The sequence below is a fragment of the Xanthobacter autotrophicus ATCC 700552 genome, assembly GCF_043194565.1.
Taxonomy (GTDB): Bacteria; Pseudomonadota; Alphaproteobacteria; order Rhizobiales; family Xanthobacteraceae; genus Xanthobacter; species Xanthobacter autotrophicus_F.
The window spans coordinates 62,861-87,062 of sequence record NZ_JBAFVS010000021.1 but is presented as its reverse complement, the minus strand read 5'-3'; the positions used below and the strand labels follow the sequence as shown (position 1 = coordinate 87,062).

Annotated in this window: 24 protein-coding genes; 13 read left to right on the top strand and 11 right to left on the bottom strand. The window is 68.2% G+C overall.

The window, feature by feature from the left end:
- Window positions 1-40: 40 nt before the first annotated feature.
- On the bottom strand, window positions 41-778 hold the full coding sequence (locus V5F48_RS19190) for a class I SAM-dependent methyltransferase (RefSeq protein ID WP_394259995.1): 738 nt from the start codon (window positions 776-778) through the stop codon (window positions 41-43).
- A 167-nt stretch (window positions 779-945) separates the two neighbouring features.
- Between V5F48_RS19190 and gloB the strand changes: the two genes are divergently transcribed.
- Together gloB and V5F48_RS19180 are read left to right on the top strand one after the other, a co-directional pair.
- On the top strand, window positions 946-1,719 hold the full coding sequence (gloB, locus tag V5F48_RS19185; RefSeq protein WP_394259994.1) for a hydroxyacylglutathione hydrolase: 774 nt from the start codon (window positions 946-948) through the stop codon (window positions 1,717-1,719).
- Entirely contained in the window at window positions 1,720-2,193 is a 474-nt protein-coding gene (locus tag V5F48_RS19180; protein ID WP_394259993.1) for a cupin domain-containing protein, read from the top strand.
- Between the two features lie 106 nt (window positions 2,194-2,299).
- Here V5F48_RS19180 and V5F48_RS19175 read toward each other — a convergent pair whose 3' ends face one another.
- The 3 genes from V5F48_RS19175 to V5F48_RS19165 all read right to left on the bottom strand — a co-directional run bounded on the left by V5F48_RS19175 (window position 2,300) and on the right by V5F48_RS19165 (window position 5,640).
- Window positions 2,300-2,845: a sigma-70 family RNA polymerase sigma factor gene (locus V5F48_RS19175; RefSeq protein ID WP_394259992.1), complete on the bottom strand. Its 546-nt coding sequence runs from the start codon at window positions 2,843-2,845 to the stop codon at window positions 2,300-2,302.
- A gap of 396 nt (window positions 2,846-3,241) precedes the next feature.
- Window positions 3,242-3,532, bottom strand: coding sequence for a con-10 family general stress protein (locus V5F48_RS19170; RefSeq protein ID WP_394259991.1), 291 nt, complete (start codon window positions 3,530-3,532; stop codon window positions 3,242-3,244).
- A gap of 347 nt (window positions 3,533-3,879) precedes the next feature.
- Complete coding sequence (locus V5F48_RS19165; RefSeq protein ID WP_394259990.1) at window positions 3,880-5,640, bottom strand: sensor histidine kinase; 1,761 nt, start codon at window positions 5,638-5,640, stop codon at window positions 3,880-3,882.
- A gap of 429 nt (window positions 5,641-6,069) precedes the next feature.
- Between V5F48_RS19165 and V5F48_RS19160 the strand changes: the two genes are divergently transcribed.
- Together V5F48_RS19160 and V5F48_RS19155 are read left to right on the top strand one after the other, a co-directional pair.
- Window positions 6,070-6,861, top strand: a complete 792-nt coding sequence (locus V5F48_RS19160; protein WP_394259989.1) for a response regulator — start codon at window positions 6,070-6,072, stop codon at window positions 6,859-6,861.
- Window positions 6,862-7,005: 144 nt separating this feature from the next.
- Complete coding sequence (locus tag V5F48_RS19155; protein ID WP_394111313.1) at window positions 7,006-7,305, top strand: ElaB/YgaM/YqjD family protein; 300 nt, start codon at window positions 7,006-7,008, stop codon at window positions 7,303-7,305.
- Window positions 7,306-7,351: 46 nt separating this feature from the next.
- On the opposite strand, the gene V5F48_RS19150 is transcribed toward V5F48_RS19155, so the two are convergent.
- The gene (locus V5F48_RS19150) at window positions 7,352-10,252 is read right to left on the bottom strand and encodes a PAS domain-containing protein (protein ID WP_394259988.1); all 2,901 of its coding nucleotides are present in this window, start codon (window positions 10,250-10,252) and stop codon (window positions 7,352-7,354) included.
- A 286-nt stretch (window positions 10,253-10,538) separates the two neighbouring features.
- The gene (locus tag V5F48_RS19145; protein WP_394259987.1) at window positions 10,539-11,054 is read right to left on the bottom strand and encodes a PRC-barrel domain-containing protein; all 516 of its coding nucleotides are present in this window, start codon (window positions 11,052-11,054) and stop codon (window positions 10,539-10,541) included.
- Between the two features lie 347 nt (window positions 11,055-11,401).
- Here V5F48_RS19145 and V5F48_RS19140 point away from each other — a divergent pair, with 347 nt between their 5' ends.
- From V5F48_RS19140 to V5F48_RS19115, 6 genes are all read left to right on the top strand, one after another.
- A complete protein-coding gene (locus V5F48_RS19140; RefSeq protein ID WP_394110403.1) occupies window positions 11,402-11,881 on the top strand; it encodes a tellurite resistance TerB family protein in 480 nt (159 codons plus the stop codon).
- Window positions 11,882-11,942: 61 nt separating this feature from the next.
- Window positions 11,943-12,692, top strand: coding sequence for a glutamine amidotransferase (locus V5F48_RS19135; protein WP_394110404.1), 750 nt, complete (start codon window positions 11,943-11,945; stop codon window positions 12,690-12,692).
- 105 nt (window positions 12,693-12,797) lie between these two features.
- Window positions 12,798-13,721 carry a sugar phosphate isomerase/epimerase family protein gene (locus V5F48_RS19130; protein WP_394110405.1) on the top strand — a complete coding sequence of 308 codons (924 nt, stop codon included), beginning with the start codon at window positions 12,798-12,800 and terminating at the stop codon, window positions 13,719-13,721.
- Between the two features lie 112 nt (window positions 13,722-13,833).
- Complete coding sequence (locus tag V5F48_RS19125) at window positions 13,834-15,597, top strand: FMN-binding glutamate synthase family protein (RefSeq protein WP_394259986.1); 1,764 nt, start codon at window positions 13,834-13,836, stop codon at window positions 15,595-15,597.
- A 252-nt stretch (window positions 15,598-15,849) separates the two neighbouring features.
- The gene (locus V5F48_RS19120) at window positions 15,850-16,275 is read left to right on the top strand and encodes an Hsp20 family protein (protein ID WP_394259985.1); all 426 of its coding nucleotides are present in this window, start codon (window positions 15,850-15,852) and stop codon (window positions 16,273-16,275) included.
- Window positions 16,276-16,316: 41 nt separating this feature from the next.
- Window positions 16,317-16,586 (top strand): BQ00720 family protein, encoded by a 270-nt coding sequence (locus V5F48_RS19115; protein WP_282642427.1) that lies wholly within the window; start codon window positions 16,317-16,319, stop codon window positions 16,584-16,586.
- Window positions 16,587-16,716: 130 nt separating this feature from the next.
- Here the strand turns inward: V5F48_RS19115 and ptsN are convergent, their stop codons facing one another.
- The 4 genes from ptsN to V5F48_RS19095 form a co-directional block, all read right to left on the bottom strand.
- A complete protein-coding gene (gene ptsN / locus V5F48_RS19110) occupies window positions 16,717-17,181 on the bottom strand; it encodes a PTS IIA-like nitrogen regulatory protein PtsN (protein WP_394110407.1) in 465 nt (154 codons plus the stop codon).
- A gap of 463 nt (window positions 17,182-17,644) precedes the next feature.
- Window positions 17,645-18,226, bottom strand: coding sequence for a ribosome hibernation-promoting factor, HPF/YfiA family (gene hpf / locus V5F48_RS19105; RefSeq protein WP_394110408.1), 582 nt, complete (start codon window positions 18,224-18,226; stop codon window positions 17,645-17,647).
- 130 nt (window positions 18,227-18,356) lie between these two features.
- Window positions 18,357-18,917, bottom strand: coding sequence for a cytochrome b (locus tag V5F48_RS19100; protein WP_394259984.1), 561 nt, complete (start codon window positions 18,915-18,917; stop codon window positions 18,357-18,359).
- A complete protein-coding gene (locus tag V5F48_RS19095; RefSeq protein ID WP_394259983.1) occupies window positions 18,874-19,818 on the bottom strand; it encodes a RibD family protein in 945 nt (314 codons plus the stop codon). The genes V5F48_RS19100 and V5F48_RS19095 overlap by 44 nt, the downstream gene beginning before the upstream one ends.
- 189 nt (window positions 19,819-20,007) lie before the next feature.
- On the opposite strand from V5F48_RS19095, the gene ribA reads away from it, so the two are divergent.
- Window positions 20,008-21,120: a GTP cyclohydrolase II RibA gene (gene ribA, locus V5F48_RS19090; protein WP_394259982.1), complete on the top strand. Its 1,113-nt coding sequence runs from the start codon at window positions 20,008-20,010 to the stop codon at window positions 21,118-21,120.
- Between the two features lie 159 nt (window positions 21,121-21,279).
- The gene (locus tag V5F48_RS19085) at window positions 21,280-22,032 is read left to right on the top strand and encodes an SDR family oxidoreductase (RefSeq protein ID WP_394110412.1); all 753 of its coding nucleotides are present in this window, start codon (window positions 21,280-21,282) and stop codon (window positions 22,030-22,032) included.
- 239 nt (window positions 22,033-22,271) lie between these two features.
- On the opposite strand, the gene V5F48_RS19080 is transcribed toward V5F48_RS19085, so the two are convergent.
- Complete coding sequence (locus V5F48_RS19080) at window positions 22,272-23,060, bottom strand: Bax inhibitor-1/YccA family protein (protein ID WP_394259981.1); 789 nt, start codon at window positions 23,058-23,060, stop codon at window positions 22,272-22,274.
- Window positions 23,061-23,415: 355 nt separating this feature from the next.
- On the opposite strand from V5F48_RS19080, the gene V5F48_RS19075 reads away from it, so the two are divergent.
- Window positions 23,416-24,180, top strand: a complete 765-nt coding sequence (locus tag V5F48_RS19075; protein ID WP_394259980.1) for a hypothetical protein — start codon at window positions 23,416-23,418, stop codon at window positions 24,178-24,180.
- The last annotated feature ends 22 nt before the right edge of the window (window positions 24,181-24,202 follow it).

Genomic DNA, 24,202 nt, shown 5'->3' with positions numbered 1-24,202 from the left:
AAGGACTGCGATGCCACCCCCCTCCCCCTCCCCCTCACCCTCACCCCGCCGGCGCCGCGCCGCCCACGAGGCGGCCGTCGAGGGCCGGTTCCAGCACCGGGGCGAGATGGGGCTTGCGGGCCGGGATGGGGCGGTAGAGCTGCTTGGTGGCTTCCACCACCAGAACCCCCGAGAACGGCAGGGCGAGCCGGGCGCCGACGCGCTCCCATGCCACCGCCGTGCGCAGGAACCAGCGGCTCGGCGGCGCGTACAGCGCCTCGTTCCAGCCCACGGGGGTGAACAGGGCCTGCCGCAGCAGCGTCACCACCTGGCCGCGGGAGAAGGGGCGGCCATTGCCGAACGGGGTGGTGTCGAGCCGGGCCCAGACGCCGCGCCGGTTGGGCACCACGGCCAGCAGCCGCCCGCCGGGCGCCAGCACCCGCCAGACCTCGTTCAGCAGCTCGGCGGCATTGGGGGTCATCTCCAGCGCATGCACCACCACCACCCGGTCCATGCTCGAGGTGGGGAAGGGCAGCAGGGTCTCGTCGGCGAGGGTGGCCAGCGTCGGCGCGGCGGAGGGCCAGCGCACCACCCCCTGCGCCGCCGGCATCACCGCCAGGCACCGCTCGGCCTCCTCGCGGAACACCCCGAGATAGGGCGTCGCATAGCCAAGGCCGAGCACCCTGAGGCCGGTCACGTCGTCGAAGCGCGCGCGGATGGCCCGTCCCAGCAGGCGCCGCGTCATGATGCCGAGAGGCTGGGCGTAGAAATTGCGCAGGTCGACGACGTCGAGAAACATGGGTCCCCTTTTCCCGGCCGCCACCGGTCTGCCGAACGCGAGGTGTGCACACCCCGCCGGCCGCTCTTCCGCTCGGCGGCTTAATAGAGGATCATGCCGGCCGCGTCCGCAACCCATTCGGGCGCGATGTCGAACGCCTTCCGCTCGCGCTTCGGAGACCCGAGACCGTGCCAGCCGAAATCCGCCTCGTTCCCTGCCTGTCCGACAATTATGCCGTCCTGATCCACGACCCGGTCACCGAGGCGACCGCCGTGGTGGACGTGCCGGAGGCGACCCCGGTCATCGCGGCCCTGGAGAAGGAGGGCTGGAACCTCACCCACATCCTCGTCACCCATCACCACGCCGACCACACCCAGGGCATCCCGGCGGTGAAGGCGCGATACGGCGCCACCGTGGTGGGGCCGAAATCCGAGGCCGACCAGATCCCCGGCCTCGACGTGGCGGTGGTGGACGGCGATCCGGTGGCGGTGGGCTCCCTGGTGGGGCGGGTGCTGGAGACCCCCGGCCACACCGCCGGCCCGGCCACCTATCTGTTCGAGGGTGAAAAACTGCTGTTTGCCGGCGACACCCTGTTCACGCTGGGCTGCGGCCGTCCGCTGGAATGCGAGCCGCCGGTGCTGTGGGACTCGCTGCAGCGCCTGCGCGCGCTGCCGGAGGACCTCCAGGTCTACAGCGGCCACGAATATACCCTCGCCAACGCCCGCTTCGCCGCCACGGTGGACCCGGACAACGCGACCCTCGTGCGGCTCTATGGCGAGGCGCAGAAGAAGCGGGATGCCGGCACCCCCACCATCCCCTCGCGGCTCGGCGACGAGCTGGCCGCCAACCCGTTCCTGCGCGCGGATGATCCGGCCATGGCGGAACGCCTCGACATGGCCGGCGCGGAGCCGGCCGCCGTGTTCACCGAGCTGCGCAGCCGCAAGAACGGCTTCAAGGGCTGAATGGTGGCTGACGCGCTCAATGGCCTGTCGGCGGAGAACGGCCTGTCCGCGGAGGAGGTGATCGCCCTCCTTGAGCTCCAGCCGCACCCGGAGGGCGGGCATTTCCGCGAGACCTTCCGGGATGCGCCTGCGGGCCGGGATGTTGCGGTGGAGGCGCGCGGCGCGTCCACGGCCATCTATTTCCTGCTGGCGGCGGGCCAGCGCTCCCACTGGCACCGGGTGGACGCGGCCGAGGTCTGGCACTGGCATGCCGGCGCGCCGCTGACCCTTGCCATCGCCGATGGCGACGGCCGGCGCGCGGTGGTGCTGGGGCCGAATCTCAAGACGGGAGAGCGACCGCAGGCGGTGGTGCCGCCATTCGCATGGCAGGCGGCGGAAAGCCGCGGCGCCTGGACGCTGGTGGGCTGCACCGTGGCGCCGGCATTCCGGTTCGAGGGCTTCGAACTGGCCCCGCCCGGCTGGGAGCCGGACTGACGGCGGGTCCCGGTCCAAGCCCGCGCGGCGATTGAGCGAAATCAACTGTTCAAAAGCCCGCGCGGCGTCTGAGCGAAATGAGCTGAGCGAAATCAGGCGCGCGAAATCAGCCCATGCTGCGGGCGGCGGACATGGCGACGGCGTCGCCTTCCACCACGTCCGCCGTGGTCTCGGCGCCCATGAGGACAAGCAGCTTGGCGCGGGCGCGGTTCACCCGGCTCTTGATGGTGCCGAGGGCACAGCCGCACACCTCCGCCGCTTCCTCATAGGAGAGTCCCGCCGCGCCCACCAGAACCAGGGCTTCGCGCTGGTCGTCGGGCAGCTTGGCCAGGGCCTCCTTGAGGGAGGAGAGGGTCGCCGACCATTCCTGGCTGGGGCCGATATTGGTGTCCTGCTGGGCCAATGCGCTCATGCCGTCATTCTCGCGGCGGCGCTTGCGGATCTCGGTGTAGTAGGTGTTGCGCAGGATGGTGAACAGCCACGCGCGCAGGTTCGTTCCCGGATCGAACTTGTCCATGTTGGACAGGGCCTTGAGCAGGGTTTCCTGCACCAGGTCGTCCGCTTCCGTGCGGTTGCGGGTGAGCGACCGCGCGAAGGCGCGGAGCGCCGGAAGAAATTCGAGCACCTGCGTGCGCAGGGCAGCGGCATCCATCTCTCGACGACCCCTTTCCGTGTGTTCCCTTTCGCGATCCGCGAGCAAGTCCATTCGGCAGCCTATCTTTCGGGCGAACAGGTTGGGCAACTCGGGTGTTGGCAAGGGTCCGGTGTCAGCAAGGGCGGAAGTCGGTCTGGACACCCGATCCTATACGGAACGCCCGCTTGTCCGGTGCATCGGACAAGGGCTGGGCGGCAAGAAGAGCGGCAAGAAGAACAGCCCTCGCATAGCAGCGCCCTCCGCGAAATCACCGGCCCCGGCCGGCCCTTGCCGGACCGTGCCGACGACATGGATCACACCACCTGCCCCGCACAGAAGCGCGGCCGGTGTATCGGTCAACGTCGCGACGACCCTGCCGGTTCCATCTTCAGCGTCGGTATCCAGCGACGGCGCTCAGGAGGTGCTGCCGGTGGGCGGGGTGCCGCCCGACTGGCTGCTTTTCTGGCCGCCCTTCTGCCCGGCCTGCGAGGCCAGCGTCCGGTCCCGCGAGAAGCTGCGATGCTCGTCGGCGACGCTCTGGCCCCCCTTGCGTCCGGCTTCCGCCGCCAGCGCGCGGTTCTGGAAGAAGCTGCGCTTTTCGGCGGGAACGCTTTCACCGCCCTTGCGGGCAATGGCCTTCTGCTTCTCCGCGTCCATGGCGGCGAACCCGCGTTGCGACGTGCCCTTGGTTCGAGCCTTGTCCATATGCTCTCGCTCCTGCCAATGGGGACCATATCGCCACGGCGATACCCCTGGAGCCGGATCCGATCAGATGTTCCGGCGAATCCGTCTCGCGATCCAAAACAACGCGATGTCTGGTCCGCTTGCTGCGCAGGCCAATCAGTGCGTGCTCATAGGACAACGAGCCAGGGCGGCTCCGGTTCCGATTGAACCGCCCAAGATTGAGCCGGCTTCCGCCCCGATGGTGCATGTCCCGGGAAAAGCAGCCACTTTCGGCCGAACGCTTGGCGACCGGTCCGGTCCATTCCTGCCCGGGACTTGCTGGCCGGGACTTGCTGGCCGGGTCTCGCTGGCCGGGTCTCGCGGACATCTCACTCGCCCTGGCCGGCTTTCGGTGGGGAGCCCATGCGGCAGGGGAAGTCCCCGGCCACCACCATGCCGCCGCCCGCCTCGTCGCTGCGGCTGAGGCTGCCTCCGAGCTGGGCGGCGAAGCCGGTGGCAAGGTCGGTGGTCGAGCCTTTCTCGTCCCAGCGTCCGGCCCCGCTGCGCAAGGCGAGGTGCAGGCGATCGCCCCTGCGGCTGCCGCTCAATACCAGCGGGGCGGGGCTGGGACCCTGCGGCAGGGCAAGGTTCAGCACCACCTCCACCACCATGAGGGCGAGGGGCACCGCCATGTCGGTGGGCAGGGGCACGTCCTGCGCCTCCACCGTGATGCGCACGCTGGTGTCGGTGCTGCCCTCGATCAGCGAAGCCAGTTCGCCGAGCAGCTCGCGCAGGTGCACCTGCGAGCCGTCGTTGGCCTCGTAGAGGATGCGATGCACCAGGGCGAGGGTGTTCACCCGGAGCCGCAGCTGGTCGAAGCGGCGGCGGTCCTCGCTCTTGCCGATGCCCGATCCGTAGAGGCTGAGCAGGCTCACCACCACCTGGAGGCTGTTCTTGATGCGATGGTGGATCTCGCGCACCAGCGCGGTCTTCTCGGCGAGATTCTCGCGCAGGCGGGCGTCGCGGTGGCGCACGGCGAAGGCCATGTTCTCCACCGAATGGCCGAGCACGCGGAATTCCGAGGGCGCCGCATCAAGACGGGTGGGGCGGAAGCCGTAGTGGCCCTGGGCATAGACCGCCGTCACCCGGCGCAGATAGAGCAGCCAGCGCAGGATGATGCGATCCACCGCCACCCACAGGGCGGCCAGCGACAGGGCGATGATGAGAGCCGGCAAGGCGATGCTCGCCGCCACCGTCACGAAGGTCCAGCCGAACAGCCGGTCGGACGGCATGGCAAAGGCCACGGTGAGCCCGTCGCGCCCCAGTGGCGCGGTGGCGAAGGTCCAGTTCCGGCCGGCGGGATCGGTGCTGTCGTGGAGGGTGCTGCGCAGATCCTGCCCCTCGGTCTGGAACAGCTCTTGATGGAACAGGGCGGCGCTCATGGCCCGGGCGTTGGACACCAGCTCCTGGCCCCGGCTTGAGAACAGGGCGACGATGCCCGCAGAGGGTGGGGTCTGTTGCCTCAGGAGATTGTCGAGCCAGCTGATATCGATGCCCATGGCGATGGCGCCTTCCAGTCGCCCGGCGGCGTCGCGCAGGGGCAGGACGCCCACCAGGACATCCAGATTGGCGCCGGGGCTGTGCGCCGGGCCGACCAGGCTGAAGCCCGTTCTGGCTATGGCGTCCTTCCACCAGAGTTCGTCGCCCGCCGCGCGGTCGGGAAAGGGCAGGGCCGCGCAGGTCACCCGTCCCTGGGCATCGAGCACGCCGATATTGGCGGCGAAGGGCAGGCTGATGGTGGCGCCCCGAAGGGTGGCGGCGCAGGTGGGTCCCGCGGTGCGCACCTCCTCCACGTTCTTCAGGGCATAGAGCACGTTTTCCGTGGAGGCGAAGATGTTCTGCTGGGTGCCGGCGGCGGCCACGGCCTGCTGGAGCAGGCGCTGGCGCGCATCTTCCTCCGCGTCGGAGAGCTGAGCCACGCCCTGGGCGATATTGAGCACCGCGATGGGCACCAGCGCAAGCAGGACGACGAGGACAAGGCGGCGGCGAACGCTGTCGAAAAGCGAGCGGGGCTGCCCGGTTGCCGAGGCAAATATGGCACTGCGCTCCCTGTTGCGTGCCCGTGCGGCCTCCGCCTTGCCCAAGTCCATGATCGCTCCGCAAGGACCGCGGATGGTCCGGCCGACCGGAAGCCCGCGCCCGCGCCTCTTTTTGACGAGCTGCGGCCGAAACCGGAAACTCGCCGCTTAAGCTCGTCTGCGCGAGCATTATAATACTCTATCGCCGCGATCTTCGACCGGCGCTAAAAGGATGGCTTAACCGCCGCGCGGGCTTGCCCGAGACTGATGTGTGAGGCTCACCAACCTTTGGGTACAATGCGACGCGCGGTCCAAGGTTCCCGCAGCGCGGGAACTTCCTGTGCGGCTTGGGCGTTACGAGGGTTTAACATCTGTCGCTTCAGCTTGCGGCAGGCGTCCGGCAAAGTTCGCGCTTCGAAAGCCAGCGCTTCGAAAGTTCGCGCTGCGCCGGGTCCGGTGGGGCAGGCTGGAGTCCAACAGGTCAGGTCCAAGGGATTGCGCATGGCATCGAACTCGCTCGTCAAGCAGCTTCCATTCCTGCGGCGCTATACGCGGGCGCTCGTGGGTTCGCAGGCGGCCGGCGATCTCCTGGTCCAGAACACGCTCCAGGCCATTTTGGACCGCAAGGTGGCGGTGGATGCCGCCGTCTCGCCCCGCGTCGCGCTCTACAAGGCGTTCCACGAGGTGTGGAACCGCCAGCCGCAGGGCGGCGCCGTGCCCTCGCGCGCCGACCAGCGCCTCCAGGCCATGGACCTGTCCTCGCGCGTGGCGCTGCTCCTGACCGCCATGGAGGGCTTCTCCTTCGCCGAGACCGCCAACATCCTGGGCACCTCCCTCGACGAGGTGGAGGCCCAGGTGGTGGCGGCGCAGCGCGAGATCGACCGCCAGATCGCCACCCGCGTCCTCATCATCGAGGACGAGTGGGTCATCGCCCTCGACCTCAAGACGCTGGTAAGCGAGCTGGGCCACGAGGTCATCGGCGTCGCCCCCACCCATTCCAAGGCGGTGGAACTGGCCAGGGCCGGCAATTTCGGCCTGGTGCTCGCCGATATCCAGCTCGCCGACGGCTCGTCGGGCATCGAGGCGGTGACCGAGATCCTGGAGAGCTTCAATGTGCCGGTGATCTTCATTACCGCCTTCCCGGACCGCCTGCTCACTGGCGAGCGGCCGGAGCCGACCTATCTCATCACCAAGCCGTTCCTGACCGAGACGGTGAAAGCCACCATCGCCCAGGCGCTGTTCTTCCACGAGGCGAAGGCCGCGCCCGAGACCCTCAAGGCGAAGACCGCCTGAAGACGTTTGGGGTCCGGCTGGAACCATCGCGCCGGGACGGTCGTCTCTACAGCAGGGCGGCGTCCGGTGCGGCCAGGCCCGTCAGCCGTTGGTGAGGCTTCTTTTTGGGGCCTCTCGTCAGTCAATTTTCCGTGGAGATACCACATGGTCCAGAAGCCCGAGATCGTAAGCACCACCGCCGAGCCCGGCCTGAGCGATGTCCGCGCCGACCTCGACCAGCTGCGGGCGGATTTCGCCCAGCTGATCGAGACCCTGGGCAAGACCGCCAAGCATGGTGTGAAGGGTGCCAAGGGCGAGGCGTCGAGCGCTGCCGAGGACGTGTCCGACTGGGCCGAGGGCCATTATCTGACCCTGCGCGAGAGCATCCGCGAGCAGCCGGTCACCGCCTGCGCCATCGCCGCCGGCGTCGGTGTCATCCTCGGCCAGATCCTGCTGCGCCGCTGATCGGGTTGCGATAATGGGAGTGGGCGCCGCCCGCTCCCACACGCCCTCATTCGCTTTCGATGTCAAAGCCGAGCTTGCGCAGTCCGTTGCGCAGGGTGGCGCCGTCATAGGGCTTGCCCATGAGGGCGATCCGCGGCGATCCGCCGAACTCGCCCTCCAGGTCCTGGGTTCCGTAGCCGGTGGCGATGATCACCGGCAGGTCGGGGGCGATGGCGCCGAGCCGGCGCACCACCTCGTCGCCGCGCAGGTCGGGCAGGCCCACATCCACCACCGCCAGCACCAGGGCGTTGCGCGACAGGTCGGCCACCGCCGCCTCGGCATGGGCGAGGGCGGCGTGGCCGTGGGATGCCACGGTGACCTCGAAGCCGTAATCCTCAAGGATCTGGCGGGCCACCATGGCGACGAACGGCTCGTCCTCCACCAGGAGCACGGTGCCGCGGTTTCCCGGCGCCTCCAGCACGTCCTTCACCTTCGCGACCAGCTCCGCCTGGGTGAACGGCTTGGTCAGGAGGCGCACCCCATGGTCCAGCCGTCCACGATGGACAGCGGCATTTTTTGCATAAGCGGTCGTAAATAGCACCCTTACCGTGGTGAGCCGGCGCCGCACCTCGTCGGCCAGATGGCGCCCGCCCAAAGGGCGCTCCTCCTCGCCCACGCCGAGGTGCAGGTCGGTGAAGAGCAGGTCGGGCGTGGCGCCCGCCTCCAGCGCCGCGAGGGCGGCCCCGACGTCCGCGGCCTCCGCCACCGCGTATCCCGCCTCGCGCAGGGTGGCGGCGCCGAGCTTACGGAGCGCGGCGTCCTCCTCCACCAGCAGCACGCGGGCGCCGCCGCTGTGGTGCGCGCGCGCCGGGTGGGGGGCGACCGGCTCGCTCGCCACGTCGTCGGGATGGCGCGGCAGATAGAGCTTCACCGTGGTGCCCTCGCCGGGTGCGCTGTAGATCATCACGTGGCCGCCCGACTGCTTGACGAAGCCGTAGACTTGGCTGAGGCCGAGGCCGGTGCCCTCGCGCGGGCCCTTGGTGGTGAAGAAGGGTTCGAACGCCCGCGCCCGCACCTCCTCCGCCATGCCGGTGCCGGTATCGCAGACGATGACGGCCACGTACTGGCCCGGCTCCAGGTCCTCGTGGGCGGCGCAATAGGCTTCGTCGAGATAGGCATTGGCGGTCTCGATGATGAGTGTGCCGCCGGAGGGCATGGCGTCACGCCCGTTCACCCCCAGGTTGAGGATGGCGTTCTCCAGCTGGTTGTGGTCGATCTCGGCGCGCCAGAGGCCGCCGGCCAGCACGGTCTCCACCGTCACCCGCTCGCCCAGCGCGCTGCGCAGCATGTCGGACATGCCGGTGATCAGCTTGTTGATGTCGGTGGGGCGCGGGTCCAGCGGCTGGCGGCGCGAGAAGGCGAGCAATTGCTGGGTCAGGGTCGCGGCCCGGAGCGCGCCCTGGCGGCCATAGTCGAGGAAGCGGCGGATCTCGGCCGCCTCCGTGTTCGCCGCGTCCCTGGAGACCCGCCGCTCGGCGGCCTCCAGATTGCCGATGATGACGGTGAGCAGGTTGTTGAAGTCGTGGGCGATGCCGCCGGTGAGCTGGCCCACCGCCTCCATCTTCTGGGCCTGGCGCAGCTGCGCCTCGGCCTTCAGGCGGTCGTCCATCTCCTGCTTGAGCAAGGCATTGGCCTGCGCCAGTTCCAGGGTGCGGGCGCTGGCGAGGCGCTCCAGATCCTCGTTGGTGCGGGCGAGGGCCTCGCGGGCGGCGACGATCTCGGAAATATCCGTACAGCTGCCGTACCAGCGGTCGATGCGCCCGTCGTCGTCGCGCACCGGGACCGCGCGGCACAGGAACCAGCGATAGCTGCCGTCGCCGGCGCGGAACCGGCATTCGCGGCTGTAGGAATCGCCCGAGGCGAGGGAGCCCTTCCACGCGTCCAGGGCGGCGGCCTGGTCCTCCGGATGCAGGAAGGTGTGCCACTCCGCCACCTCGCCCGCCGGCGGAGTGACGCCGGTATATTCGGCCCAGCGGCGGTTATAATAGTCGCCCTTGCCGTCGGGCGTGGCGGTCCAGACCATCTTGGGCAGGGCCTCGGCGAGGAGGCGGTAGCGCTGTTCGCTCTCGGCCAGCGCCTTCTCGGCGGTCTTGCGGCCGGTGATCTCGGTGACGATCATGCCCACCAGCCCGATGGCCTCCCCCTGGGTACGCACCGGGAAGAAGCTGACCAGGAAGTGGCGCCACACGCCCGGCGCCGCCGGGGTGGCGCCTTCCACCTCCACGTCGGCGAGGACGGACCCGGTGGCGCGCACCTGTTCCAGTCCCGGGGTGATGGCGTCGGAGAGCTGCGGCAGCATGTCGGCGAGGGAGCGGCCCACATGCGCGCCGGCCGGAATGCCCACCATGCGGACCAGCGTCTCGTTGACCCGCATGAAGCGCAGCCGGCCGTCGAAGAAGGCGAAGCCCACGGGCGCGTGGTGCAGCAGGGCTTCCAGCGTCGCCACCACGGTGTTCTGCTCGGCCACCGCCGCCAGAAGCGCGCCGTGGGTGGCGTTCAGGCGCCGGACGCTCACCCGCATCAGCGTGCCGATGATCCAGAGGCCAAGAGCGTTCACCGTAAAGGAGAACAGGGCCGCCACCGCACCGAAGCTGCCGTTGCGGGTGTTGCCAAGATTGCTGCCAAGATCGCTCCACGCGCCGGCCGGCACCAGCGCGCCATTGGCGAGCACCAGTGCCACCACGGCCCCGAAGCCGACGCGTGCGCCGCTGATCAGCGTCACCACGATGATGGCGGGCAATTGGAACAGGAACGGCGCCAGTTCCCGCAGCGACAGGCTGAGCCCGTAGCGCAGGCCGAATGCCGTCGCCACCACGACGCAGGCGACGGCAAGCCGCGATGGGAGCGAGCGCGGTTCAGAGATGACTTTGAGAAAAAGGCCGGCAAGGCCCCGGCTGGACAGGTTCATCCATGCTCCTGCAGCGAACGGGCCGCCACAATGCCCTTGATCGGGCGCCAGATTCAACCTTGAAGGCTTCGGCGCGGCGGATCCATGAGGCGGGAGGCAGGTGGTGTCTCGGTTTGAAAGCCTGATGTTCCGACTGTGCTCCATTTCAAACTGAGACACGGGCGCCGCGTGGGTTTACTCAGGCCCGCGGCCAAAAGAAAACGGGAGCCGTCCGGCTCCCGTCTCCCCGCCGGGCCATCCCCGCCCGGAAGACCGGGGCGGCGGATGGCCGTTCGTAAGCCGCCGGTCAGCGGGTGGTTGCGGGCGGCGTGGCGGGACGGGTCGGCGTCACGCTGCCGGTGGTGGCGGGAGCCGCTTCGTACCTGGCGAACTCCGGCGCGGCCTTCAGTTCGTCCTTGGTCTTGCGCAGCACCAGGCGATTCTTGCCGTCGGTGTTGCGGGTGACCTCCACCGCCTGGAACGGCACCGCCACGTCCTTCTCGCCGACGCCGAGGAAGCCGCCGACGCCGATCACCGCGGCCGATACATTGCCGCTGCGGTCGAGGACCAGATCATTGATCTCGCCCAGATTTTCGTTGGCCGCGCCGTGGACCGACATGCCGATGAGGGTGGAGGCCAGATGCTGGTCGGCGCGCTGCTGCTGGATGAAGGCCTGGCTCCCATGGCCCATGCCGGTGCCCGGCGTCATCGGGGTGGTGGCGGCCGGGGTGTTGGGCATGGCAGGCGGCACCGTCGTCTGGGCCATGGCGGTGGTGGAAAGAAGAATGGTCGCGGCTGCAGCGTAAATCGGCATCTTGTTCATGATTTTCTCCTCACGGAATTTGCGGATGCGCGAATGGCTCAGGTCGATGCGATCAGGGCGCAAGCTTCAGCGTCAGCGGGTGAATCCTGTGCGCTCGCGATATCGACACTGAACAATCATCCATCTCAATTTTGTAGACAGGAAAAGACTTTCATCTTCAGCCTGCTGCAAGGTAAACTCTATGAATGGGGACAGGTTCCAACCTTAATTCGGTGGGTGCCGGACTCCCCAACGAGCGCGTACCGCCGCCCGTATCGCCGCGCGCGTCGCTCTTGCGCGGCGAAAGGCGGCATGGCACAGCCGGATCAGTCCCGACCAAGGATTGCCCGACTAAGGATTGAAGGCGCATGTTCCGCACCCTCTCCGACTTCATCACCGACATCACCGGCGGCGCCCGCGAGGCGGCGGCGTTCGACGAGACCGACTACCGCCTCGCCGCGGCTGCCCTGCTGGTGCACGTGATGTCCATCGACGGGGCGGTGACAGTGGAGGAGCAGGCCGTGCTGCGGGCCATCCTCGCCAACCGCTTCGGGCTGGACGAGAAAGAGAGCGAGGCCCTGGTCGAGCTTGCCATTGCCAAGGATGCCGAGGCAGTGGATCTTTATGCCTTCACCAGCGTGCTCAACCGCGCGCTGGACGACGAGGGCCGCCGCCGCATCGTGGAGATGATGTTCGAGGTCGCCTATGCCGATGGCGGCCTGAGCGAATTCGAGGACAACCTCGTGTGGCGTGCGGCCGAGCTTCTGAACGTCGGCTCGCGCGATCGCATCCGCATCCGCCGCGAGGTCCGGGAGGAGACGGAAACTGGCGGTGAGCAACCGGAATAGCTCTGGCAAAGGCTTTGTGCCCGTAAGTCTGGAGCCGGCGGACGGTTCCGCCGCGACACGCGTGGCGCCTCCGGCCGGTACCGTGCTGGTGGTGCTGCATCAGGCGCGTTCCACCCCTGGCCGCATCGGCGAGCGCCTTGAGCGGCGCGGCTATGTCCTGGACGTGCGCCGTCCGGCCCTGGGCGACGCCCTGCCCGAGCGGCTCGACGGCCATGACGGCGTGGTGGTGTTCGGCGGCCCCATGAGCGCCAATGATCCCAGTCCCTTCATCACGGAGGAAATCCGCCTGCTGGAGCGGGCGCTGGCCTCAACCACCCCCAGCCTCGGCGTCTGCCTCGGCGCCCAGCTCATGGCCCGGGCCCTGGGTGCCCGCGTCGCGCCCCATGAGGCGGGCGCCTGCGAGATCGGCTATTATCCGCTCGCTGCCACCGGCGCCGGCGCCGCGCTGATGCCGTGGCCGAGCCATGTCTACCACTGGCACTCGGAGGGCTTCGACCTGCCCGCGGGGGCCGACCTGCTGGCCACCGGGGCGGATTTCCCCAACCAGGCGTTCCGCTATGGCGGCACCGCCTATGGCCTCCAGTTCCACCCCGAGGTGACGCGGGAGATGATGTGCGCCTGGACCGAGCGCGGCGCCCACCGTCTCACCAGCCCGGGCGCCCAGCCCCGCGAGGCGCATCTGGACGGATGGGGGCGCTATGACGGGGCGGTGTGCCGCTGGCTCGACGCCTTCCTCGACGCGTTTCTCACCCCCCGCCCCGGATCGGGCATCGGGCCGGCCAATGGACCGATCGAACCGAAGCCGGCCTGAACCTGGCCGTTGCCGTATGCTCCGCACGATTGTCATCGTCCTGCAGTATGATGACGGTGCAATGCCCCTACCGCCGGTTCGGCGGCGCTGATCAGGAGATCCACCATGGATGCCCGCACGCCCGCCGCCGCCATTCGCGGCATCGGCTATTCGATCCGCGCCAATGCGCCGGAGTTCGAGGACCTGCCCGAAAAGCTCGACGAGGCTGAGGCCCTGGGCGTTGATTTCGTTGAGCTTCCGGCCTTCGCCTGGACGCTGGTGGTGGACGGGCGGGTGCTTCAGGACCGCCTCGACCGGCTGGTGGCCATGACCCGCGACCGGCCCTTCGGCTACACGGTGCATGGGCCGCTCGCCATCAATCTCATGTCCCCCAAGGCCCGCCTTCCCCGCCATGAGGCGGTGCTCGACGCCATGATCGCCATCTCCGGCGCCCTGGGGGCGGTCAACCTCGTCCTCCACACCGGCTGCGTGCGCGGCGACGACGATGTGGACGTGGCCTATTCCCGTCAGCGCGACGCCCTTGCGCGGGCCGGCGACAAGGCCGGGGAGGTGGGTGTAACCCTCTGCGTTGAAAACATCTTCCGCTTCGAGCCCATGCGCGAGACGGCGCTGCCCTCGCGCCTTGCCGGCGAGCTGGACGCCCTCGACCACCCCCATGTGCGGGCCACCCTGGACGTGAGCCACGCCTTCCTCCGCGCCACCGAGGCGCGGGTCGACTTTCTCAACGAGATCAGAGCTTTGTCCCCCTTTGTGCGGCACGTCCATGTGCACGACAGCTTCGGTCGGCCGCTGGAGAGCTGGACCATGGACGAGGCCGAGCGCCTCGCTTTGGGCGAGGGCGACCTGCACCTGCCGGTGGGCTGGGGCAGCATCAAATGGGATGACGTGGCCGCCCGCTGCCGTTTCTCCCCCGGCACGGTGGTGAACCTGGAACTGCACCGCCGCTACTGGAGCGAGCTTCCCGCCCAGATCCCGGTCATCCGTGCCCTAGCCGACCGCTTTGCCGAGACGGCGAGGGCCACGGCCTGAGGCGTACCTCTGCAGTGGCGCGAAGAAAACACATTAAAACAATCAGCTAGGGCAGTTTCGCGTTCATCGGGACGCGGAAATGCCCTAGCTTGGCGTCGGGAGGATCGCTGCCATGCACAGAGCCCAAGAGCCACACGCTGCCGCGCGGAACGCCGAAAAGCCTGCAACTGCCGCCCCTTTACCTGCCGCCTCCTTACCTGCCGCCTCCTTGCCTGCCCCCCCAAGCCGCCGCCTGATCTCCCCCAGCCTCGCGGCGCTGCTTGCCCGCTACAGCGTCTTCATCGCGCTGGTGGCCGTCACCCTGTTGAGCCTGATTCTGTCCTTCACGGACCGCTCGGCGTGGCTGATCGTGTTCTGCGTCTTGTTTCCGCTGGTTCTGGTGGGGGTGTTCGACATCACCCAGTCCGAGCACTCACTGTTGCGCAATTATCCGGTGATCGGCTCGGCGCGGTGGGTATTCGAGGCGCTGCGACCCTATCTGCGCCAGTATCTTATGGAAGACGACCTCTCCGAGCGCCCGTTCAACCGTGATGAGCGCTCCATCGTCTATGCGCGGGCCAAGAACCAGGAAGACCGCCAGCCCTTCGGCACCGAGCTGGACACCTATTCCGCCGAATATGAGTGGATGACCCATTCGCTGGCCCCGGAGCCGGTGGCGCACGAGCCGTTCCGCGTGAGCGTGGGCGGCCCGGCCTGCGCCAAGCCCTATTCCGCCTCGGTTCTCAATATTTCGGCCATGAGTTTCGGCTCGCTGGGGCGCAATGCCATCGAGGCGCTCAATCTCGGGGCCAGGACCGGCGGCTTCTATCACGATACCGGGGAGGGCGGCTTTTCGCCCTATCACCGCACCCATGGCGGCGACATCGTGTGGGAGCTGGGCTCGGGCTATTTCGGCGCCCGCAACCGCGACGGCACCTTCTCGCCCGAGCGCTTCGCCGAGCGCGCCGCCGACGACCAGGTGAAGATGGTGGAGATCAAGCTTTCCCAGGGGGCCAAGCCCGGCCACGGCGGCGTGTTGCCCGCCGCCAAGGTGACGCCGGAGATCGCCGAGACCCGCGGCATCCCCATGGGCGAGGACTGCATCTCCCCCGCTCGCCACTCCGCCTTCTCGACGCCGGCGCAGATGATGGAGTTCGTCGCCCAGCTGCGCGAGTTGTCCGGCGGCAAGCCGGTGGGGCTGAAGCTCTGCGTGGGTCATCCCAGCGAGGTGTTCGCTTTGGCCAAGGCCATGCTGAAGACCGGCATCCGGCCGGATTTCATCGTGGTGGACGGCGCCGAGGGCGGCACCGGGGCGGCCCCGCCGGAGCTCGCCGATCATCTCGGCATGCCGCTCCGGGAAGGTCTCATCCTGGTGCGCAACGCCCTGGTGGGCACCGGGCTGCGCCAGGAGGTGCGGCTTGCCGCATCGGGCAAGGTCACCTCCGGCTTCTCCATGGCGGCGAACATGGCCATCGGCGCCGACTGGTGCAACGCGGCCCGTGCCTTCATGTTCTCGCTGGGCTGCGTCATGTCCATGCGCTGCCACACCGGCACCTGCCCGACCGGCGTCACCACCAACGATCCCCACCTCCAGCGCGGGCTGGTGGTGCCGGAGAAGGCCGAGCGCGTGGAAAGCTATCACCGGCATACGGTGCATGCGCTGGCCGAGCTGGTGGCGGCGGCGGGCCTCTCCCATCCCGGCGAACTGTTGCCGCACCATGTGTGGCACCGGGTGAGCCCCATCGAGGTGAAGCCGCTGGACCGGCTCTATCCCTTCCTGGCCGCCGGCGCGCTGCTGGAGGCGCCGGACGAGACGGCCTACGGGGCCGACTGGCAGGCGGCGGATGCCGACAGCTTCGCCCCCCGCGCCGCGGTCGGTCCGCGCCGGGCGGCCTAGAGCATTTCCCCGTTTCACTGAATCGGGGAAATTCTCTAGGTTATTGAGTTCACGCGCTTTCTTTACGCGAACCGGCATCCACTTCGCTCGAAAACGCTCTAAGCTGAGGTGCGCCCGCAACCGGGGCCGTCTTGCACGGATGGGATTTGCTCCCCATATCGGCAGGGTCGGGGTGCCGTAAGGGCCTCGGCGGGCGCGGCCGGAGCGGTGCGCGCCCGGCAATGCAAAGTCGCTTGACGAGGGCTTTGACCGATGTCGCGGATGTCTTCGCTGTCGTCCCCCTTTCTCTTGGGGTTCGACGAGGTCGAGCGGGCGCTCGATCGCGTCGCCAAGAGTGCCGAGGGATATCCTCCCTACAATGTGGAGAGGATCGAAGCCGCCGGCGAGCCGCTGCGCCTCAGGATTACACTGGCGGTGGCGGGCTTTACGGCGGAACAACTCGAAGTTGTCCTCGACGAGAAGGAACTGACCATCCGGGGCCGTCAGGTCGAGGATGGCCAAGGTCGCGTATTCCTGTACAGGGGGATCGCAGCCCGGCAGTTCCAGCGCACCTTCGTTCTGGCCGAGGGCATGAACGTGCTCGGAGCGGAACTGAAGAACGGGCTGCTCTCGGTGGATCTGGTTCGCCCGGAACCCGCTCGCCACGCCAAGCGCATCGACATCGTCTCCCGCCCGTGAGGGGAGCTGTGCCGCATTGCCCGGAGTGAGGAGTTTTAAAGATGACACACGATACCGAAAACCAGATCACCCCGGCGGAAATCACCCCCGAAGCCCTTGCGGTCCTCGGCGGCGGCGAGATCGCCTATGTGCGGTCCATCCGCTCGGAGGACGTGCAGGCCCTGTTCCCGCAGGCGCCGCAGATCGCACCGGGGATGAAGCTGTTCACCCTGCATGCGGCGGACGGCACACCCATCATGCTCACGGACAGCCGCGAGGCGGCACTGGCCAATGCCATGGAGCACCAGCTGGTGCCCGTCAGCGTGCATTGATCGGGCTTGGTGCCGGGCCCTGACGAAACGAACGGCTGCCGCACGTTTCCGGCCCTGCTGAGGCTGGTTTGTGCGGCAGGTCGCTGATTCGCGGCGCTGATGCCCAGCTCGGTGAGGCCATGAGGCGTGCTCAGGCCGCGTTGGAGGCCGATGTTGCCGTGAGCAGGGTGTGAATCGAGCCGGCGTCACGGTTGGCGCGCAGCTTTTCCACCACGTCCGGATCGCGCAGCATGCGGGCGACGCGGGCCAGCGCCTTCAGATGGTCGGCGCCGGCGGCTTCCGGCGCGAGCAGCAGGAAGATCAGGTCCACCGGAGCGCCATCGAGCGATTCGAAATCGATGGGCTTCTCCAGCCGGGCGAACATCCCGAACAGCTTCGTCAGCCCCGGCAGCTTGCCGTGGGGAATGGCGATGCCGTTGCCGACGCCGGTGGAGCCGAGGCGCTCGCGCTGCAGCAGGGTCTCGAAGATCTCCCGCTGGTCGCGGCCCATCAGGACCGACGCATGGTGCGACAATTCCTGGAGAGCCTGTTTCTTGCTGCTCGCCCGCAGCATGGGAAAAATGGCTTCCGGAGCGAGGAGGTCGGCGAGAGGCATGGATCGGATCCCTGCGGCGAGCGGCCGAGGCTCGAAAAAAGCGGCGGACGCGAGAGCCGGATGCCGGGCGGGGAAGCAAGGTCCTGCTTCGCCGCCCGGCCCGATCCGTCTCTGTTCAACACAAGGAGGGTCACCCCCTCCCGGAGGAAGTCGTCGCGGCCTCCCTTACTGGGATCGCGCGCCGCGCTCAAGCCACGGCCCGCACGCGGCCCGAACGGTTTCCGGCCGGAGCCGTTCGGATCGCTTCACCCCGACCGATAATCCCAATACCGTTCAATATGTTAGAGGGCGGGTTTCCGGTCAGGTCGGTGCCATCTGATCGGATTGCGCTCTAGGGCATGTTCAGCAAACACCGGTTCGCCGAACATGCACCAGCTTTTGCCAGGTAGCTCGAAAACGCCCTCTCACTCCAAGGTAGAGCACGATCCGGTCGGATTGCGATGCAATCTGACCGGCGCGTGCTCTAGTGCAGATCGTCAGCCGCGGGATCAATCCAGCCCACGTGGCCGTCCGGGCGGCGATAGACCACGCTCACCCGCCCATGTCCCGCATGGCGGAACACCACCACCGGCGCTCCGGTGATATCGAGATCCACCACAGCCTCGGCGACCGACAGCGAACGCAGACGACTCACCTGCTCGGCGACGACGGTGGGGCTCCAGCCTTCCAGTTCCTCGTCGCTCTCCCCCTCGGGGGCGGCGCTGAGGACGTAGCTCTGGGCGGCGAAGTCGTTGCCCGCATTGCCGTGGCCGTGCCGATCCTTGAGGCGCTGCTTATAGCGCCTCAGGCGCTTCTCGATCTTCTCCACTGCGGAATCGGCGCAGGAGTTCGCGTCCTGGGCACTGCCATGCGCTTGCAGGTTCACACCTGAATCGAGGTGGAGCAGGCATTCGGAGCGGTAGCCCGAACCATCCCTGGAGACGGTGACATGTCCCGACCATCCGCCATCAAAGTATTTGGCGAGGACTTCGGAGACCCGCTCGGTGAGACGCAGACGAAGGGCTTCGCCCACGTCGATATTCTTTCCGGACACGCGTAGGGCCATGCGATTTGATCCCCTATGGAGGGGCCGATGTCTCGACCCATCCTGCATTACAAACCGGCCGGCCGTACAAGTGGTAGGATTGCTTCGCCGGCATGTCAACGGCCCCCGCGCAAGCCCCGCACATGGCCTGTCATGCCTGCCGGCGCGCCAGATGGGGCAGCATGCGCGAGAGCACCCCGTCGCGCTTGACGATGCCGTGCCAGAGGCCGGCTGCGATGTGCAGGATCACCAGCGCCGTGATCAGATAGGCGAACCGCTGGTGCCAGCCGCCGAAGAGGTCGGCGAGGGCGTCGTCCTTGCCCACGAGATTGGGCAGGGTGAACAGGCCGAACACACTCACCGCCGAACCGAAGGCGTTGGAGGCGAGCCAGCCCAGCGGCGGCATCACCAGCAGGAGCGTATAGAGCGCGTAGTGCACGACCTCGGCGCCCAGCCACAGCGCAAAGGGCAGGTTCGCGGGACGGGGCGGGGGCGGATTGAGGATACGCACCACCACCCGCAGCACCGCGAGGCACAGGATGGTGAAGCCGATGGAGCGGTGGAGGTCGAAGAACCAGTCCTGCGCCGGCCCGGACGGCAGGTTCATCATGATGAAGCCGGCGGGGATCACGGCGAGCACGAGCGCCGCCATGATCCAGTGCAGCCATCTAGCCGGCCGCACGTAGGCGGCGGGTGCGGCGGCTGCGGCCATCGCCGGATCGGATATCGCCGGCTTGGTCGTCGAGCGTTCGGTCGTCCTGGGCTCGGTCGTCGTGCGTTCGGTTGTCATGGGCTTGGCCCTCCCTCCCGGCTTGTTGCGGACGGTCGAGGTCGCCAACCGTGCCGGCGCCTCGGGCGAGATCGCAGGCGAACAGCACGTCTCCGTCCGGAAACACATGCGCCCGGGCGGCGGGCCGCAGGGCGTCTGCCAGAGTGTCGCACGCCTTGCGTGTCAGTCCGATTCGGCCGGCGCCGAGGATGACCGGAGACACGAAAACGTGAAGGGCATCAAGGCATCCCGCCTCCAGAAAGGCCGAGAGCGTGTGCGCCCCGCCTTCCACCAGGATGCGCGTCAGGCCGCGGGCGGCCAGGGCATCCAGCATGGCGGCCGGCGCAAAGGCGCCCGCTTCTTCCAGGGCGATCACTTCCACCCCTTCGGCGACGGGCGCAGCGATCCCGGCCCGGCGCAGCACGATGCGGCGGGCGCCGTCCGCCGTGAAGCAGCGGGCGGACGGATCGGCGCGGCCGGACGGATCGATGACCACCCGTGCCGGGCTCTGGCCTGCCACGCGGCGGACCGTGAGCATCGGATCGTCGGCGATGACCGTGCCCACCCCCACCATCACGGCGTCCACGCCGGCGCGCAGGGCGTGCAGGTGATCGAGGGCATGCGGGCCGTTGATGTACTTGGAATCGCCCGAAGGCGTCGCGATGCGCCCGTCCAGCGACTGGCCGAGCTGGGCCACCACGAAGGGCCGTTCTCCCTTGTGAAGGCAGTGACGTATCGCCACTTCAGGGACGGTGGTCGCGTGATGCGGAGACCGCCGCCGGGTCGTGTCATCCATCGGTTCTCGCCCGCCGTAGAGATGGAGCATGTGCAGCAGGAACGCCATACGCCCTGATTTGTTACGCCCCTGCTGCGTTCGTGGATCTTTTTCCGGCGCTTTGCGGCGCCGCCTCTGCCTGCACTGCCGGCGGACCATGGGCTTGCCCCATGGGCCGCGGGTCAAGCCCGTGCGGCGTAGGAGCGTAACCCGCTTGGGTCCGGTCGATGACCGAGGCCGATGGTATAAGGGGTCTTCATGACAACGGTGGTTGACGGTCTCGGCCTTGGCCGGGGCGCTGGTGAGATGGCGGTGGAGCGGGCGCTGGCGGAGTTGCGCGCCGGGCGCGGCGTGCGTCTTGCGGCGAGCGGCGCGACGGTGCTGGTCATCGGCGCCGAGGCCTTCGACGCCGCTGCCGCCACTGCCCTTGCCGCCGCGGGGGCCGGCGAGGCCCGCCTCGTCCTGCCGGCGCCGCGCCTCTTGAAGCTGGGCGCCCCGCGCGCCCAGGCCGGTTCCGTTTCCCTCCCCACGCTGGATGCCATGCGCGTTGCGGCCCTCGCCCTGCGCCCGGAGGCGCGTGTGGATGCGCCGGTGGCGCCGGCCAATGCCATCGACCACGCCGCTTTGGAGCTTCTGGGCCTTGCCCTCGTCCTGCCCGCCGCCGTGGTGTGCGTGGTACCGGCGGCGCCGGTCGCCGGCCTCCTCATGGTGGATGCGGCGGACGTGATGGCCTATCGCGTGGCCCAGGTGACGCGGCTCGCCATCGTCGGTCGTGCGCCGGTGCCGCTGGAAGGCGCGCCGGAGACGGAATTCGTGGTCTTCCGCGGCGGCGAGGGCCTGCGCGATCAGGTGGCCATCGTGGTGGGCCGTCCCGACCTGTCCGCGCCGGTGGCGGTGCGGCTGCATTCGGCCTGCCTCACCGGAGATCTGTTCGGCTCGCTGAAGTGCGATTGCGGCGACCAGCTGCGCGACAGCGTGCGCCGCATGGCGGAGGGCGAGGGCGGCATCCTGCTCTATCTGGACCAGGAAGGACGCGGCAACGGCATCTCCAACAAGATGCGCGCCTATGCCCTGCAGGCCCAAGGCTACGACACCTACGACGCCGACGCAGCGCTGGGCTTCGACCTCGACCAGCGCCGCTTCGACTTCGCCGCCGGGATGCTGCGCCAGCTGGGGGTGAACGCGGTGCGCGTCTTCACCAACAACCCGCAGAAGATCGCGGCGCTGAAGGCGGCCGGGCTCGATGTGGTCTCCGACCAGCGGGTGCTGGGCCGCCCCACCGCCGAGAATGTGCGCTACCTCGCCTCCAAGCGCGACCGCGCCGGCCACTATATCGATTTCGACGCCCTGGCGGCCCGCGCCCCCGACTGACGCTCCGGAACGCTAAAAAGGTGACCCGACCGGTTGTCGGAGCCATTCGAAACGATTTAAAACCGCACCAGTCACGCACCAGACGTGGCAAGAGACACGAAACGAGCCTCGGGACGAGGCTTGGGACGGGACTTGGGACGAGACTTGGGAGAAGCGGCCATGAGCAAGACAGGGAAGAAGATCGCCATCGTGACCGGCGCGGGTTCGGGCGTGGGGCGGGCGGTGGCGGTGGCGCTGGCCGGGGCGGGATATGGCGTGGCTCTGGCCGGTCGGCGCCTCGACGCGCTGGAAGAGACGGCGGCCGGAATCGGTGCCGATGCCCTGTGCGTGCCCACCGACGTGAGCGATCCCGATTCGGTGCGCGCCCTGTTCACCGCCACGGTGGAGAAGTTCGGCCGGGTGGACGTCCTCTTCAACAATGCCGGCACCGGCGCCCCCACCATTCCCCTGGAAGACCTCACCTTCGCCCAGTGGAAGCAGGTGGTGGACACCAACCTCACCGGCCCGTTCCTGTGCACCCAGGAGGCGTTCCGGGTGATGAAGGTTCAGGAGCCGCGCGGCGGGCGCATCATCAACAACGGCTCCATCTCGGCCGTCTCGCCGCGGCCCTATTCGGCGCCCTATACGGCGACCAAGCACGCCATCACCGGGCTCACCAAGTCCACGTCGCTGGACGGGCGCGTGTATGACATCGCCTGCGGGCAGATCGATATCGGCAATGCCGATACCCCCATGGCGCAGAAGATGAAGGCCGGCGTGCCGCAGGCGGACCTGTCCATCAAGATGGAGCCGGTGATGGACGTGGCCCATGTGGCCAGCGCGGTGGTCTACATGGCAAGCCTGCCGCTGGATGCCAACGTGCAGTTCATGACCATCATGGCCACCAAGATGCCCCTCATCGGCCGCGGCTAACAGAGCCCGCCCTCGCGCACCACCCAATGATGCTCCGGATGGCGCCAGGTGCCCTTGATCACGTAGCCCCGATCACGTGGCCCCGATCAGGCGGCCGCGCGGATGCCCTGGCGATGGGATTGAGGGGCTTTGCCATGGACACCAACGAAAAAGGGGTACCAACGAAAAAGGCCCCGGCACATGCCGGGGCCTGAAACTTTCAGCCGTGAGGTCGCGACGTTGCCGCCGCGACCTGAGCGTCAGTCGTTGCTGCGGTTGCCGAAGAGCTGGAGCAGCATCATGAACAGGTTGATGAAGTCCAGGTACAGGGTCAGCGCGCCCATGATGGCCTTCTTGCCCGCCACCGCCACGTCGTCGCCGACGAAATACATCTCCTTGATGCGCTGGGTGTCGTAGGCGGTGAGGCCCGCGAAGACCAGCACGCCCACCACGGAGACGATGAACTGCAGCATCGTCGAGCCGAGGAAGACGTTCACCAGCGAGGCGATGATGATGCCGATCAGGCCCATCATCAGGAACGTGCCCATTCCGGACAGGTCCTTCTGCGTGGTGTAGCCGTAGAGGCTCAGCGCGCCGAAGGACGCCGCGGTGATGAAGAACACCCGCACGATGCTTTCGTGGGTGTACACGAGAAAGATCGTGGAGAGCGACACGCCCATGATGGCCGCGAAGACCCAGAACGTGGTTTGGGCCGCCGCGACGCTCATGCGCTCCACGCGGAAGCTCAGGAAGAACACTGCGGCCAGCGGCGCGAGCATCACCACCCACTTGAGCGGGCTCACGAACAGCGCGTAGCCGAACTGCGTCAGCATGATGCCGCCGCGCACCTGGCCGGCCGCCTGGCTCGGATCGGTGGTCACCGACAAAAGATAAACGCCAAGCGCCGCCGCGCCCGTGATGGCGAGGCCCAGCGCCATGTAGTTGTAGACGCTGAGCATATACGCGCGGAGGCCCTGGTCGATCGCGGCCTGCGAGCGTGCCACCGACGGGTTGAAACGCCCGGCGACGTTGCGATCATAATCGGACATCGTCGTTCCCCTTTGAGAAATCCAATGACGCGCCAGCCGGGCAAAACCAAGCCTGCGCATCCGAGGTCAATATGGTGGGTTCGCGAAAGGGCGGCAAGACAAGCCCGGATGAAATTTACGCAAGGTCACTTAGCGTCAGGTGGTGACCCGCCTTCGCAGTTGCATATAATTGCAACCGGGCTGGGGCGTAGGCGCAATGGGGACGCAGGGCGCACAAGGAGCGCGCGGGGGACGGGCTTTCGCTGCACCGCGTCGCGGCGGGCCGAAGCTTAGCCGGCGTGCCGTTTTTACGGCTCCGCACGCTGCCCCGCTGCGCATTGCCCCGCTGCGCCTTGCGCTGTCGGTGCTGGTCGCCATGCTCCTTGCCTCCTCGCCGGTCCGGGCGGGCGCCTGGACGCAGGCGGAGGGGCATGGCCAAATCATCCTGCAGGGCAGCGCGGTGCATTCGGGCTCCGAGTTCGGTCCGTCCTCCGACCTCTACGACAGCCGGCCCTACGACAAGCAGGAGGCGACCCTCGTCTTCGAATATGGCGCCTCTGACTGGCTGACCCTCATCATTGCCCCGCAATTCCTTGCGGTGGACCTGGGCGCGCCGGCGCCGTCCTCCTATGCCGGGCCCGGCTATACGGACGCCGGCGCGCGGGTGCGGCTCATCAATGAGAATGATGTGGTGGTCTCCGCTCAGGTGGTCGGCCGCCTGCCCGGCACCGGCAATTCCCAGAGCGCGGCGGCGGTGGGTTACGAGGATGCCGAGCTTGATCTGAGGCTGCTCGCGGGCTGGGCGTTCCCGCTCTTCGGCAAGGCCGCCTTCCTCGACGTGGAGGCGGCGCAGCGCCTGCGCTTCGGCGATCCGCCGGACGAGTTCCACCTGGACCTGACCCTCGGCGTGCGGGTGGCGGAGCGCTGGCAGGTCCTGTTCCAGTCTTTCAACGTGGTCTCGGAAGGGGCGGGGGAGGGGCCGTATTTCGGCACCTCCTACGAATACTACAAGCTCCAGCTCGGCGCCGCCTACGACCTGAGCGCGGCGGTGACGCTGGGGATTGCCCTGGTGTCCACCGTCTTCGCCCGCAATGCGCCGCAGGAGAACGGCGTGGTGCTCACCGGCTTCTACCGTTTCTGACTGGGGCGGCGGACCGCCGTGG

Excerpts from the sequence above, each read along its gene's own strand:
- V5F48_RS19150 (WP_394259988.1), bottom strand. The coding sequence starts at position 10,252 with ATGAACCTGTCCAGCCGGGGCCTTGCCGGCCTTTTTCTCAAAGTCATC.
- V5F48_RS19100 (WP_394259984.1), bottom strand. The coding sequence starts at position 18,917 with ATGGCCGCAGCCGCCGCACCCGCCGCCTACGTGCGGCCGGCTAGATGG.
- V5F48_RS19130 (WP_394110405.1), top strand. The coding sequence starts at position 12,798 with ATGGATGCCCGCACGCCCGCCGCCGCCATTCGCGGCATCGGCTATTCG.
- V5F48_RS19140 (WP_394110403.1), top strand. The coding sequence starts at position 11,402 with ATGTTCCGCACCCTCTCCGACTTCATCACCGACATCACCGGCGGCGCC.
- V5F48_RS19145 (WP_394259987.1), bottom strand. The coding sequence starts at position 11,054 with ATGAACAAGATGCCGATTTACGCTGCAGCCGCGACCATTCTTCTTTCC.
- V5F48_RS19115 (WP_282642427.1), top strand. The coding sequence starts at position 16,317 with ATGACACACGATACCGAAAACCAGATCACCCCGGCGGAAATCACCCCC.
- V5F48_RS19080 (WP_394259981.1), bottom strand. The coding sequence starts at position 23,060 with ATGTCCGATTATGATCGCAACGTCGCCGGGCGTTTCAACCCGTCGGTG.
- ribA (WP_394259982.1), top strand. The coding sequence starts at position 20,008 with ATGACAACGGTGGTTGACGGTCTCGGCCTTGGCCGGGGCGCTGGTGAG.
- hpf (WP_394110408.1), bottom strand. The coding sequence starts at position 18,226 with ATGGCCCTACGCGTGTCCGGAAAGAATATCGACGTGGGCGAAGCCCTT.
- V5F48_RS19175 (WP_394259992.1), bottom strand. The coding sequence starts at position 2,845 with ATGGATGCCGCTGCCCTGCGCACGCAGGTGCTCGAATTTCTTCCGGCG.
- V5F48_RS19075 (WP_394259980.1), top strand. The coding sequence starts at position 23,416 with ATGCTCCTTGCCTCCTCGCCGGTCCGGGCGGGCGCCTGGACGCAGGCG.
- V5F48_RS19085 (WP_394110412.1), top strand. The coding sequence starts at position 21,280 with ATGAGCAAGACAGGGAAGAAGATCGCCATCGTGACCGGCGCGGGTTCG.
- V5F48_RS19120 (WP_394259985.1), top strand. The coding sequence starts at position 15,850 with ATGTCGCGGATGTCTTCGCTGTCGTCCCCCTTTCTCTTGGGGTTCGAC.
- V5F48_RS19170 (WP_394259991.1), bottom strand. The coding sequence starts at position 3,532 with ATGGACAAGGCTCGAACCAAGGGCACGTCGCAACGCGGGTTCGCCGCC.
- V5F48_RS19180 (WP_394259993.1), top strand. The coding sequence starts at position 1,720 with ATGGTGGCTGACGCGCTCAATGGCCTGTCGGCGGAGAACGGCCTGTCC.
- ptsN (WP_394110407.1), bottom strand. The coding sequence starts at position 17,181 with ATGCCTCTCGCCGACCTCCTCGCTCCGGAAGCCATTTTTCCCATGCTG.
- V5F48_RS19095 (WP_394259983.1), bottom strand. The coding sequence starts at position 19,818 with ATGGCGTTCCTGCTGCACATGCTCCATCTCTACGGCGGGCGAGAACCG.
- V5F48_RS19125 (WP_394259986.1), top strand. The coding sequence starts at position 13,834 with ATGCACAGAGCCCAAGAGCCACACGCTGCCGCGCGGAACGCCGAAAAG.
- V5F48_RS19190 (WP_394259995.1), bottom strand. The coding sequence starts at position 778 with ATGTTTCTCGACGTCGTCGACCTGCGCAATTTCTACGCCCAGCCTCTC.
- V5F48_RS19155 (WP_394111313.1), top strand. The coding sequence starts at position 7,006 with ATGGTCCAGAAGCCCGAGATCGTAAGCACCACCGCCGAGCCCGGCCTG.
- V5F48_RS19160 (WP_394259989.1), top strand. The coding sequence starts at position 6,070 with ATGGCATCGAACTCGCTCGTCAAGCAGCTTCCATTCCTGCGGCGCTAT.
- V5F48_RS19165 (WP_394259990.1), bottom strand. The coding sequence starts at position 5,640 with ATGGACTTGGGCAAGGCGGAGGCCGCACGGGCACGCAACAGGGAGCGC.